7 protein-coding genes, 1 tRNA gene and 1 pseudogene are annotated in these 11628 nt (G+C 63.3%); 8 read left to right on the top strand and 1 reads right to left on the bottom strand.

Annotated features, from left to right (window positions below; genetic code table 11):
- The 3 genes and pseudogenes from Q0J60_RS09405 to recR form a co-directional block, all read left to right on the top strand.
- Nucleotides 1–1639, top strand: a pseudogene (locus Q0J60_RS09405) (hypothetical protein); the annotation flags it as partial.
- 112 nt (nucleotides 1640–1751) lie between these two features.
- Entirely contained in the window at nucleotides 1752–2063 is a 312-nt protein-coding gene (locus tag Q0J60_RS09400) for a YbaB/EbfC family nucleoid-associated protein (RefSeq protein WP_294440902.1), read from the top strand.
- Between the two features lie 13 nt (nucleotides 2064–2076).
- The gene (recR, locus tag Q0J60_RS09395) at nucleotides 2077–2673 is read left to right on the top strand and encodes a recombination mediator RecR (RefSeq protein ID WP_294440900.1); all 597 of its coding nucleotides are present in this window, start codon (nucleotides 2077–2079) and stop codon (nucleotides 2671–2673) included.
- A gap of 123 nt (nucleotides 2674–2796) precedes the next feature.
- Here the strand turns inward: recR and Q0J60_RS09390 are convergent, their stop codons facing one another.
- The gene (locus Q0J60_RS09390; RefSeq protein ID WP_294440898.1) at nucleotides 2797–5751 is read right to left on the bottom strand and encodes a LamG-like jellyroll fold domain-containing protein; all 2955 of its coding nucleotides are present in this window, start codon (nucleotides 5749–5751) and stop codon (nucleotides 2797–2799) included.
- Nucleotides 5752–6474: 723 nt separating this feature from the next.
- Between Q0J60_RS09390 and Q0J60_RS09385 the strand changes: the two genes are divergently transcribed.
- The 5 genes from Q0J60_RS09385 to Q0J60_RS09365 all read left to right on the top strand — a co-directional run.
- Nucleotides 6475–6549: transfer RNA gene (locus Q0J60_RS09385), tRNA-Val, on the top strand.
- Between the two features lie 479 nt (nucleotides 6550–7028).
- Complete coding sequence (cpaB, locus tag Q0J60_RS09380) at nucleotides 7029–7934, top strand: Flp pilus assembly protein CpaB (protein ID WP_294440896.1); 906 nt, start codon at nucleotides 7029–7031, stop codon at nucleotides 7932–7934.
- A gap of 40 nt (nucleotides 7935–7974) precedes the next feature.
- A complete protein-coding gene (locus Q0J60_RS09375) occupies nucleotides 7975–9477 on the top strand; it encodes a P-loop NTPase (protein WP_294440894.1) in 1503 nt (500 codons plus the stop codon).
- 2 nt (nucleotides 9478–9479) lie between these two features.
- Nucleotides 9480–10796 carry a CpaF family protein gene (locus tag Q0J60_RS09370; protein WP_294440892.1) on the top strand — a complete coding sequence of 439 codons (1317 nt, stop codon included), beginning with the start codon at nucleotides 9480–9482 and terminating at the stop codon, nucleotides 10794–10796.
- A partial coding sequence (locus tag Q0J60_RS09365; RefSeq protein ID WP_294440890.1) for a type II secretion system F family protein occupies nucleotides 10775–11628 on the top strand: 854 nt, incomplete at its 3' end. The genes Q0J60_RS09370 and Q0J60_RS09365, both read left to right, overlap by 22 nt.

Below are 11628 nucleotides of genomic sequence, written 5' to 3'. Positions count from 1 at the left end.
GGCTCCGGCAAGCGCTGCGCCCGCTCAGGCTCCGGCGCAGGCGGCGGCTCCGAATCCCGCGGCGGCTCCCGGTGCTTTCTCCGCTCCCGCGGCACCCGCGCCCGCCCCTTCGGCTCCTGCGGCGCAGGGTTCCGCCGCGCCTGGTCAGAGTGCATCCGATGCCATCAAGGCAAAGCTCCTCAATCCTGCGGCGCTGCAGCGAGGCTGGCAGGCGACGCTTGCCGAGCTGAAGCGTCAGCGTGCGGTATACGCCGCGCTCATGCAGTCGGCGCGCGTGGTGGCCGACGCGGACGGTTCGGGCGTGGCCATCGAGTTCTCCAAGGAAAACGATTTCGCCTATTCGGCGGCGCAAAAGCCCGACGTGTCCACGGCTCTTGCCGCGGCGCTTGAGCATGCATTTGGCGATTCCGTGCCGTTCCGATTCACCCAGGGCGGGGGCGTCGCGGCTGCCGTCATGGCCGCTGCGGCCGCCACGGGGGCGGCGCATGCGCCCGCGCCGATGCCGGGCGCTTCGGGGCCCGTGCCCCAATTTGCCCCCGGGCACATGGCGTCGAGCCGACCCATGGGCCAAGGAGCGCCTGCGTTCCGCCGTCCCCCTTCGTCGGATGCGGGGAACTCCGTCCCTTTTGATCATGCGCCTGCCGATGCTGCGGGGATCGCAGGCAAAGACGATTCCTCCGCAGCTGCGCCCGCGTTCGCTCGACCGAAGCCGAACTTTGCGAGCCGCGCCGAGGCGACGGCCCCGGACGGCCAAGGAATGCCTTCGCGTGATGCCGGCGCTGCTTCCGCACCGGAGGCGCCCGCCTATGATGACGACGTGGTGCCGTATTCCGATGCGGATATTGCTTCTTATATAGAAGACGATGCGTATGCTTCGTATCCCGCGCCATGGGAAGGCGAGGCTGCGGAACCGGCTGCCGCGACCGCAATGTCGGCGCCCGCGGCAAAGCCCGCCGATACGGCCCCGGCGCAAGCAGCATCTGCTTTGATGCCCGCTTCGGCGCCGACGGCAGTGGCTGCGACGTCTGCTCAGGCTGCAGCGACCGCAATGCCTGCGGCGTCGACTGCCCCGGCGCATCGCCCTGCACGTGCTGCCCAGTCGAACCAAGCACCTGCCGAGCCTGTGCACTCTACGCATGAGGCGAAAAACCCCGCGCTTGGCGTCAACGGGCCTGCTCCTGTGGATCCGTATCTCATCGGCAAGAAGCTGGGATTCGATTCGATGCCGGCGCCCAAGAAGCGCCCGAAGGGCACGGTTGTGGCCAAGGGCTGGCCCGGCGTGGGGGACGACCCGACGACCGACGTGAACGCAACGGCGACCGAGCAAGCTTCCGATGCGGCTCAAGAGCAGGGGGCTGCCGGCGCGGCTGGGTCGAACGGCGCCTCGCAGTCTACTTCCGCGCAAAACGCCGCGCCCGCCTCGCGTCCGTTCGTTCCCTTCGACCCGGATGCTGCGGTTGACCCCAATAAGCCCAACCCGTTTGCAAACCGGAAAATGCCGAGCAGCATAGGCAACGGAGGTGCAAAGCCCTCGCCGTTCCCGTCGATGCAACCTGCCCGGCCCGCGGATGGCGGCATGGATATCGCTGACATCTTCGGCGCTTTCGGCGTGTCGATGGATGACGTGCAAGAGGAATAACGCGCGAGGTGTGGTAGTCTTTCGCATCGTATGAAATCGTGCAATACGTCGCCGGCGGCAAAGTGTCGGCGGCTGTAAAGAGAAAGGAACCGTTCTCATGGCGAAGAACCCGATGGGAATCAACAAGAACATGATGGCTCAAGCGCTCAAGATGCAGGCTGAGCTTGCCAAGGCGCAGGAGGAGATCAAGTCCATGACCGCCGAGGCCACCGCGGGCGGCGGCATGGTGAAGGCCGTGGCGCAGGGCGATATGAGCATCCTCTCTGTCACCATCGATCCCGATGCCGTTGACCCCGAGGACGTGGAGATGCTGCAGGACATGGTCGTTGCCGCCTGCAACGAGGCGCTGCGTGCCGTTTCCGCCCAGGGCTCTGCGCGCATCAGCGCTGCCACCGGCGGCATGAACATCCCCGGCTTGATGTAAGGCGCGACCGTTCGTGGAATCGGCCCCTGCCATACAAAAGCTGCTCGATGAGCTGGAGCGCATGCCGGGCGTAGGCCCCAAAAGCGCCCAGCGCATCGCGTATTGGCTGCTCAACGCCGACCGTGAAACGGCGCTGCGCTTGGCCGACGCCATCATTGAGGTGAAGGACAGCGTGCATTTTTGCAAGCGCTGTTTCAATTACGCCGAGGACGACCTGTGCGAGATCTGTGCGTCGTCCCGGCGCGACGCGTCGGCCATCTGCGTGGTCAGCGAGCCGCGCGACATCGCGGCCATCGAGCGCACGTCCGCGTATTCGGGCGTGTACCACGTGCTGGGCGGCGCGCTTTCACCCATGGAGGGCATCGGACCCGATGACCTGCGCATTTCCGAGCTGATGGCGCGGTTGGCGTCGGAGGACGTGACCGAGGTGCTGCTGGCCACCAACCCCAACGTGGAGGGCGAGACCACGGCGGCGTACCTCGCGCGCCTAATCAAGCCGCTGGGCGTCAAGGTGACGCGCCTCGCGAGCGGCCTGCCCGTGGGCGGCGACCTGGAATTCGCCGACGAGGTCACGTTGGGCCGCGCCATCGAGAGCCGCCGTACGCTGTAGCCTATCTCGTCAAACGAAAAGCCCGTACGTTCTGCAGAATGAACGTACGGGCTTTTATTATGCGCCGGCTCTGGAGTGGGTGAGGGATGGGCCGGGCGCCGGAATGGGTGGAACGTGCAAGACCTACTGGCGATCGGTGTCTTCGCCGTTGTCGAAGCCGAGTTTCTTGGCCATCGCGCCTGCTGCTCCCAGGGCAACCGTGGCTACCGCTGCGACCGCGCCTACCGCTGTGGTGAAGGCGCCCATCGGGTCTGCCGTCTTGGGCAGCGAATCGCTCGCGTTGGAGCCGGAATTTGCATCGGCAAGCTTATCGGGGTCAATCTTGTCGGAGCCGCTGGGCTTATCGGAGCCGCTCGGCTTGTCGGATCCGCCCTGGTTGCCGTTTCCTGCGCCAGGCTTGTCAGAACCAGAGCCGCCCTGCCCGTCGCCGGTGGTTCCGCCCGTGCCGGGCTTGTCGGATCCGCCCTGGTCACCGTCGCCCGTGCCAGGATTGTCGGGGTCGGTGGAAGGCTTGTCAGGGTCAGTTGAGGGCTCGTCAGGACCCGTGGTAGTGGCTGCAGCGACCGCGAAGGTGACGGCGTACGTGGCACCGTAACCTGCCGTGTAGACAACCTCGTGGCAACCCTCGATTGTGGGGGTGAATCCGTAGGTCACAGCATCCGCCAGCGTGGATACCTCGCCGCCCTCAACGCGAGACAGCTCGACCTGGGTTCCGTCGGGGGCGGTCACCGAAGGCACCGCCTGGATTTGCGCGCCGTTCACGTCGGTCGCCATCACGGTGGGCAGGATGCACAGCTTGCCCACCTCGGGTTCGCCGAACGCGCCCTCGGCAATTGCGTCGTCGGCGATGGTGCATACGGCTGCCTTGGCATACATCTGAGCCACGGCGGCATCATCGGCGGCGGTGCCGTAGTACATGTTGACAAATGCGATCTTGGCGTTGCTCCAGCATTGTGCTTTGCCATCGCCGTCGGTGTCGGCTCCGATGTACCACACGTAAGGATTCGCGCGGGGCGCCTGGTACGATTCGGTGTATTCGACTTCGTCCACGAGGGCGCCGTCTCTGTACACGCGCAGCGCGCTGCCGTCGAACGTGCACACCAGATGCATCCATACGCCGGCTTCGATCTGCGCGGTGGCGCAGGCTGAGCCGTTGTTGCCGTAGTGGTACAGAGTGCCGCTTCCGTCGTATTCGATCCAATGTCCCACGCCTTCGCCGCTCGAGAAGATATCGCAATAGCCGCTGTCGGGCAGCTCGTTGAACTTCACCAAAAGCTCGCGGGTGACCGATCCGGCCAGCTTGTCGTAGTCCTCCTGGGCGAAGCCGTAGCCGTAGCACGAGGCGCCGTCGAAATTTGCCACCAGCTTGCCGCCGAATTCGGGCGCTTCCTCATAGGTGGGGTTTCCGTAGGCGGATACGCTGTGAGCGAATTCGGAGGTGTCATTCGCAGAGCCGTTGGCGAAGTTCACGGCCAGCATCGCGGTCATGGGCAGGGCGACGGGCTCGGGCATGGTGAACTCAACGGGCTCGCCGATCTGCGTCTCGTTCTCCCAGGGGTTGCGCGCATAGGCGGTGAGCACATAGTCGCCCGCTTCAAGCGAGGCGCCAAACAGCGGGCGGGTGAACTCCGCCGGGCGGTTCTGCGAGGCCAGATAGTAATCCGACATGAAGCAGGCATCGTACACGGCTTCGCCCTGCGGGTCGGATGCGGGGCGCACCACCATGCGGTACGACATCACGATGTCGTCCTCGACGCCCGTGGCATCGGCGGTAATCTTGTCAGCGGGCAAGGTGAATGAGACGGTAGCGTTCTCGCCAGGCTCGGGTTCGGACACGCTGACGATCACCTGGGCTTCGTCGGCAACGATGGGCGGCTTGTTGGCTGCCTCCATCGCGGCGTGGCTGTACGCCCAGGTGCTCTGGTCGGAAACCTTGAACGTCCACGGGCGACCGATGTAACTTCCTTCGCGGAAATCCATGCGGCGGATGGTCACTTCGTGACCGTTGGCGGGATCTACCTCCACGAGCAGGCACTGGCTTGCGTCCTGCGTGTCAGCGGGGAATCCGCCGGTATCGCCGGCGTTGTCGTAGCCGTCCTTGTTGGCGCCGCCCTGCATCCAGAACGCGTTGCCGAACGTGGCGGTCTGCACGGCGGTGAAGCCGTCCTGCCAAATGGAACGAGGGTCGTTGTCGGGGATGTGCGTGTGGCCGGAGAAGTGGATGACCTGCGGGAAATTTGCCTGCAGGTACTCCTGGAACGAGAATTGGCCGGTGTATACGTCGTCGTTGAACTGGCCAATCCAGCCGGCGCCGAAGCTTTCGGGGGAATAATGCACGGTGTTGGGCATGGGATGGTGCGTGAACACGAACACAGGCTTGGTGGGGTCCTCCTCCACGGCTGCCTCGATGTTCTGAATCATCCACTGCACGGGCGTGGGCGCGCCGTAATCTTCTTCGGTGGGGATCTTGTAGCCGTAATCGTAGCTCAGGCCGCAGCTGGCGGCGATGAGCCAGTAACCGTTTTCGCCGCCCACCTTGCCGGCGAAGTGAATCAGGCCTTCATGCGTGCCACCGGGCGCCTGGGGCGTGTCGGGGGTGGTCAGCTTAGCGAGCGCATTGTTCTTGAACGCTTGGATGGCTTTGGGCAGATCGTTGCCGTGCGCATACATCTCGTGGTTGCCCATGCAGATGATGGGCGGTTTCTTAATGTATTTGTTGAAGTATTCCACGAGGTCGGCATATTCGCTGTCGGCGCCGTTCTCGGTGGTGTCGCCGTCGAAGACGTGCGCCTGGACGTCGGGAATCTGCTCGTAGATGGTGTTGAACGCCAGGGCGAACTTGTTCTTCATGTCGTATTTGGTGAAGTGCGTGTCGCTGTGCACGGTGAAGCGCACCTTGTCGCCCGAGAGCGGCTCCCAATTGGGATTGGTGGGCTCGGTGTAGAGGCCGTATGCCGCGTCGGGGAACACGAGCATGCCGCCCATGGCGGTCATGCCTGCGGCACCGGCGAGCTTCATGAAAGTGCGGCGTGACACGCCAAACGTGCCGCGCTCGTAAGCGTTTTCAAGTTCGTTCATGGTTTCCTCTCTCGACGATAAGCTGTTGCGGCCACGCACTGGCGGTGTGCTTTGCCTGACGGCTGATGTCGGGTTGTGCCCACCTGTGACGTGCGCGGCACGTGCTTCGTTGAAGGAAACGCACGATGCGCGAATCGGACTCTCGCGACATCCGGTCCATTGCCGTCCGATGCGCGATTCCCGATCGAGCGTATTCCTATGCGGCGAATGACTGACGTTCGCACGCGTGGGAAAGTTTAGGAGCGGATTGTTCGAAGTTTGTCACGTGCGTGTCACGGTTCAGCGAGAGACGTGAAAGATTTAGGTCTGACTGCGCGCATGGCGTTTCGTGCGGAACTCTTGAGGGGGGGGTACTTTGGATGGTACCGGTAGGGATCGAATGGGCCGTGTGCGTCAGCCTTTATTCCAGGGCGGTGCCGCGGATGAGCCAGTTTGGCTAGTTTGCGCTGTTATCAGGCGTTTTCGACGCGATTTTTCAGCGTGCAGGGCCATATTACATTTCGATTTTGGAGAAACGGTATCTTTTTCGTGCGCAAAGTTGTACAATTGCCTGCGTATTACAGAGGCATTGAGCTTCGGTAAGGATGAGGGTTCGGCTAATAGGAGGGGAGCCGAGCCCTCTGTCTTTTCTGGGATAGTGCGCCGCTCTTCGGGGTGGCGCTTTTGCGTTTTTAGCGATGTGAATGACAAGTGTGCGGTTTTGTGCGAGAATATCGCGTCACCGGGCGATTGGCGCAGCGGGAGCGCAGGACCCTTACAAGGTCAAGGTCGGGGGTTCAAATCCCTCATCGCCCACCATCTGATTTTGAAGCCCCTGAGCAGTGCGCGCGGGGGCTTTGTTTTATGTTTGCTTAAACCGCATTCGGGGTTGCTGAAGTTTCACCTACTAAGAATTCCGTAGGGTTTTCCGAGACCTTTTTATATACCATATCGGACGTTTTGAGACGCCCTCCGCATTGCGCGGAGGGCGTTTTTTCGTATGCGGCAAGGTTTGGGCAAGATTCCGGCAAGATTTTGGAAAGACGCAGAGGGGCATTCTGCATATTTCGACGTAAACCGCGAGGGCAATTCCGCCTGATTCCACGTATCTGAGCGACAGGTTCCTGATAATCCGCGCCGCAAAAACCGAAACCGCGGGAAAGGGTTTGGCAAGGTTTGCGCGTCATGATGGAAACGTGTCGAATGGGGCGCTGGCCGGCGGCAGTGCGCAAGGCCACGCCTCCTGAGACACGAGGAATGTGCTGCATGTGCGGGCGGCGGGGAAGGGAGATGCGCCGATGCGACGGAAAAAGAGCCTGATAGCGGGCATCGTGTGCGGGCTTTTGTGCGTGGCGGCGATTCTGCTGTACGCGCAGGAGCTCAACGCCCAGGTGGAGGCCGAGCGTGCCGAGGCGCTCGCGCGGTTCGGCGGGGAGCAAGTCGAGGCGTATGTAGCAACGAAAGACATAGTGGCAGGCGAGACGGTCAATTCCGCTAATAGCGAAAAGCGTTTGTGGGTAGGTGAGCTTCTTCCGCAGGATGCCGTGCTCGACCTTGCCGCCGTGGAAGGCAAGACGCTGTCCAGCCCGGTGTATGCGGGAGAGGTGGTTTCGATGCGCCGTTTCGAAGAGAAGGGGACGCCGGCGTTGCAGGTGCCTGAGGGGCTGTGCGCCGTGAGCGTGCCTTCCAAGTCGGTGTCGGCCGTGGGCGGTTCGGTGACGGCGGGATCCACGGTGGATGTGTATGCGACGTCGGGAACGGCGACGGAACGCCTGGCCGCATCGGTGCTGGTGCTGTCCACATCCGCCACATCCGTCGAGGGCGGTGACGATTCTGAGGCCGACATCTCTTGGGTGACGCTGGCCGTAGCCCCCGATTTGGTGGAGGAACTGATCGCTGCGGCGCAGAAGACCGAGTTGTATTTCACGCTTCCCTCCGAAGGGGCGGCGGTCGAGGGAGGCGTTGACACAGGTGCGACGGCTGATTCGGGGGATGAATCGTCTTGGGACCCCGGTGGTGATGCTGTGAGCGAGGGCACGACGGGCGAGTCCGGTGACTCAGACGCTGCGGACGATGTCGACGTTGCAGATGACGGCGATGACCTGGAGGGCGTCGCGGAAGCTGCGTCCGTCGATGATGAGCCCTCCGACCAGGTAGGGGCTTCATCGGAGTCTGAAGACGAAGCTGACGCTGATTCCGAATGAGCGAGCATTGTGCGGCGGCAGCCGAGGAGGTTTGAGGTCGATGGAGAAACGTGTGGTGATGTGCGCGGACGGACAATCGTTGCGCAACCCCGCCATGGTGGGGCTTGCAGGCGAGCCCCTGGACGCGTTCGGGTGGCTGGCATGCGCTTCGAGCGCCGAGGATTGCCGCAGGGCGGCGCGTCTGCTTGCCGCCGTCGAGGAAGCTTGGGTCGTGTCGTGCGACGACATGGAGCCTATCAACGTGGCCGCCGCCATCAAACGCGACGATCCTGCGAAGCGGGTGTACGTGGTGTCGTGCGGGCAGAACGGGTCCATGGCAAGTCGCGTGGCAAATGCGGGAATCGACGGATTGTGGTCGGAATCGCAGTTTCTGAAGCGATTCTCGCAGGTGAAACGTGCGTGTTCAGATGCCACGCCTTCGTCATTAAACGGAAGCGCGTCGGCAGGGCCTTCCGCGAACGCCGCTTCAGTGGCAAAGGCGGATTTTCCTGCAAAGAGCGTGGTGACAGGAAGGCGGTCTTCGGACGCGGATGCATTGGCAAAGGCTTGCATCGGCGCGGCGATGCCTCAGAACCCGGCGTCGATGCCGACGGGTTCTGGTTTGATTGCGCCCCAAGACGGCGCGGCGCCGACAGCCAAGGGTGCGGTGTCGGACGCTTCGGGCGTTACGGCCGTTCCGCAAAGCGCCGGGCCTTCTACGGCCGCTTCGCCGACGCTCGTTTTGCAATCTCGCCAGGCCATGAAGGCGGCTGCGTCGAAATCGGCGGCGGTCATAGCAGTGGCGTCGGGTAGCGGCGGGTGCGGCAAAAGCACCGTGGCCGCCATCGCTGCGGCGCTCGTGTCCAAGGCGGGCCTTTCGACCATCGCCATCGACGCCGATCTGCAATTTGGCGATTTGCATTACCTGCTGGGCGTCAAAGAACCGCTTCGAATAGAGGAAGCGCTTGCCGAGCCGTCAAGGCTCGATCGTCTTGGCGAAGAGGCGCAGCGGGGTATTGCGCTCATCGCCGCGCCTCGCAGGTTGGAGATGTCTGAAGAGGTGGCGCCGGGGCTTGCCGGCGTTATCGCCAAAGCGACGTCGATGTGCGACGTGGTGATCGTGAACACCGGCGCGTTCTGGTCGGATGCTCAGCCGACGACGTTCGAGGCGGCGGATGCGGTGATTTTCCTTATGGATAGTCGGCCTTCGTCGCTTCGCGCAACGACCCACGCGGTTGAGCTGTGCGCTCGCATGGGCGTGGCCACCACATCGTTCACGTTCGCCGTCAATCGGCACGATCGCACAAAGCTGCTTTCAGCCGTAGACGTGTCGTGCTCGCTGCGCGGCGCCCATGCGGTCGAACTGCCCGAGGGCGGGCGCGATGTCGACGAGCTTTTGGGGTCGGGCTATGTCCAAGAGTTACTGGACTCGAAGAACCCGCTTGTCGGAGCGGTCAAGGACGTGCTCGAACGCGTGCTGCCGGCAGAAAAGCGGGAGACGCTGACGAACGCCAAGACGGAGCCGGCACGTAAGCGCAGGTCGCTGTTCGGAAGGGGCGGGTGAAGATGACGCTGATGGAACGCGTGCGCGCCGCCGAGGCGGAAGGGAGCCCCTTTGGTGCGGCGGGGCGGCGCTGGATGCTCGACGAACTTAAGGAGGAAGTGGCGCGTCTTGTCCCCGGTGACATGATTGCGCGGCTTTCCGCCGAGAACCCGCGTCGCGCGCGAAGCGAGCTCAAGAGCGCCTGTACGAAGGTGTTCGCCACGGGAAAGTGGTCGGGCCGTTCTGCCGAGTCCAAAGAACGCCTGGTGGTGGAGCTTCTGGACACGGTTTTTGGCCTGGGTCCGCTTCAGCCCTATATCGATGACCCCACGGTGACCGAGGTCATGGTGAACGGGACGTCGTCCATCTACGTGGAACGTGCGGGAGCGTTGGAGCGTGTGGCGCCCATGTTTTCGGATGTGGCACACGTGCGGGCCCTCATCGACCGCATCCTTGCGCCGCTCGGCCGCCGCGTAGACGAAAGCAGTCCCATGGTGGATGCGCGTCTTCCCAGTGGCCATCGTGTGAACGTGGTGATTCCGCCGCTCGCGGTGGACGGTCCGGCCATCACGATTCGCAAGTTCACCGAGCGCGCGATGACGCTCAGCCAGATGCAAGAGATGGGGTCGTTCGACTCGCGCGTCGCACGGCTTTTGGTATGGGCGGTGCGGGCTCGCAAGAATATCGCGGTGTGCGGCGGTACGGGCAGCGGCAAAACCACGCTGCTCAATGCGCTGTCGTGCACGATCAGCCCGGCGGAGCGCATCGTGACCATCGAGGACTCCGCCGAGCTGCGATTCACCGAGCATCCGCACGTGGTGCGCCTGGAGGCGCGTCCGCGCAACGCCGAGGGCGTGGGCGAGGTGACCATCCGCGATCTGGTGCGCAACGCGCTGCGCATGCGTCCTGACCGCATCATCGTAGGCGAATGCCGCGGGGCGGAGACGCTGGACATGCTGCAGGCCATGAACACGGGGCATGATGGATCGCTTACGACCTTGCATGCGAACTCCCCCGAGGACATGGTGATGCGCCTGGTGACCATGGTGCGCTACGGGTTGGACTTACCTGTGGACGTCATCGAATCGAACATCGCGTCGGCGCTTGACCTGGTTATCCAGACGGCTCGTTTCAGGGATGGCAGGAGGTTCGTGACGCAGATCGCGCAGGTGGAGAACGGAGGCGACGATGCTCCGTGCAAGGTTGTTCCCCTGTTCGAGCGGCGCGGTTTGGACGTTTCGGGTTCTTGGAGCAAGACCCCGGAATGGCTTGATGCCGCCGTGGAGTCGAAGGCGATTGCGAGAGAGGAGGTGGATGCATGGATGCGCGACTGCTTTTGACGGCTGCATGCGCCTTGGGATTCGCGGGCGCGCTGGCTGCGGGGAGGAACGGGTATCGCGCTGCGCATAACGCGTTTTCAGCGGCACGCATGCAATCTGCCTCTATGGAGGAGGGCATTCGCCAAAAAGATGTCAAAGCAGTCGCGCAAGGCCTGTTCGCCTATGTGCTGCGCAACGGGGTGCAAACGTTTGACGGCATTGCGCGAAGGATGGAGTCGTGGAGCGTTGTGGGCGATGCGCTGAGGGATGCGGCGCGGCTTGCGCAACGTCGGGGGCTTATCGCTTCTGCACGCAGCGTCGCATCGACGTTCTGCCTTGCGCTTGTGGCGGCGAGCGTTGCGTGCGTTCTTGTGTCTAGGTCGCCTCTTGCGGGAATTCTGGTTCCGGTGTTTTTGACGCTTGCGGCGTCGGCCTTCCTGGCGCACGAGAAAGAGCGCGAGCAAGAGGCGTTGCGCGAGCAAGTGCCCGATGCGCTGCGCTGCATGGAGGCATGCCTTCATGCGGGACTCTCGCTTCCGCAGGCGTTTGCTGAGGTGGCGGCAGAGGTGCCGTCTCCTGCCAAGGAATCGTTCGCGCGCGTGTCACACGATTTGGAACTGGGCTATTCGATGGACGAGGCGCTTGCGCGGTTCCATAGGCTTTCAGGATTGCCCGAGCTGGGATTCGTCGCCATGGCGCTGGACGTGCAGTACGTGTGCGGCGGCAGCGCCACGCCCATTTTACGTTCGGCGGAAGACTCAGTGGCGCATGGGCTTGACCTGCGCAGGTCGCTTCGCGTGCAAACGGCCCAGGCGCGGCTTTCCGCTCAGGTGGTAAGCATCATGCCGTTTTT

Source organism: uncultured Slackia sp. (assembly GCF_944321625.1).
Taxonomy (GTDB): domain Bacteria; phylum Actinomycetota; class Coriobacteriia; order Coriobacteriales; family Eggerthellaceae; genus Slackia.
This window is presented reverse-complemented; position numbering and strand designations above follow the sequence as displayed.

Bases quoted from the DNA above. Each gene is read 5' to 3' on its own strand.
- Q0J60_RS09370 (WP_294440892.1), top strand. From the start codon at position 9,480: ATGACGCTGATGGAACGCGTGCGCGCCGCCGAGGCGGAAGGGAGCCCC.
- cpaB (WP_294440896.1), top strand. From the start codon at position 7,029: ATGCGACGGAAAAAGAGCCTGATAGCGGGCATCGTGTGCGGGCTTTTG.
- Q0J60_RS09375 (WP_294440894.1), top strand. From the start codon at position 7,975: ATGGAGAAACGTGTGGTGATGTGCGCGGACGGACAATCGTTGCGCAAC.
- Q0J60_RS09400 (WP_294440902.1), top strand. From the start codon at position 1,752: ATGGGAATCAACAAGAACATGATGGCTCAAGCGCTCAAGATGCAGGCT.
- Q0J60_RS09390 (WP_294440898.1), bottom strand. From the start codon at position 5,751: ATGAACGAACTTGAAAACGCTTACGAGCGCGGCACGTTTGGCGTGTCA.